A 623-nucleotide genomic window follows, 5' to 3' on the forward strand; every position below is an offset into this window, starting at 1 on the left:
ATTTACACTAGTGTTTTTTAAAAAAACACTAAAAAGTAGGTTGTTTGTATTTTTTACCTCTCTACAAATAATAACGAGATTGAGGTTTTGCGTAACTAAAAATTCTTTTTTTCCATTATCCAACATTGAGTAACTAAAAGAGATTTCTTGTTTATCTGTGTTTCGCACATACAGCAATTTTTTACGTCCTTCTCGAATCTCTTCCTTTTTCTCGTATTTGCCCCAACGTATTAATACATTAAAATTCGCATCATCCTGTTTAGTATAAAATCTAATTCCCATGGTAGATTGTTTTTTTAGTTTTTTCGAGCGACCTTGGATATTTTTTTCAACCACTTCAACAACAATAGAGTTGTCATTATCATTAGCTTCTTCCTCATTAATTATTGGATCCGATAACTCTTCCCCGTCTTCTATCTCTTCTTTATCTAAAGGATGTAAAATACCAGTTAAATAGGATTGTGTTGGGGGTTCATTTAAAATATCTTGCTCGTTATGATCCGGTCCTATTAAATCCCTCTTCAAAGCTTCCACGATCATTTGTCGCAATTCCTTATATTTGTTAATATCCATTTTTATCCTCCTTCTATTCTTCAAATAAAACCCCTAATTCACTTGGTTTA

Annotated in this window: 1 pseudogene; it reads right to left on the reverse strand. The window is 31.6% G+C overall.

Features of this window, described 5'->3' with window-relative positions:
- A pseudogene (locus M4I42_RS17075) lies at positions 1-573 on the reverse strand (DISARM system helicase DrmA); the annotation flags it as partial.
- Positions 574-623: the final 50 nt, after the last annotated feature.

The organism is Anoxybacillus sp. J5B_2022 (assembly GCF_026847645.1).
Classification (GTDB): domain Bacteria; phylum Bacillota; class Bacilli; order Bacillales; family Anoxybacillaceae; genus Anoxybacteroides.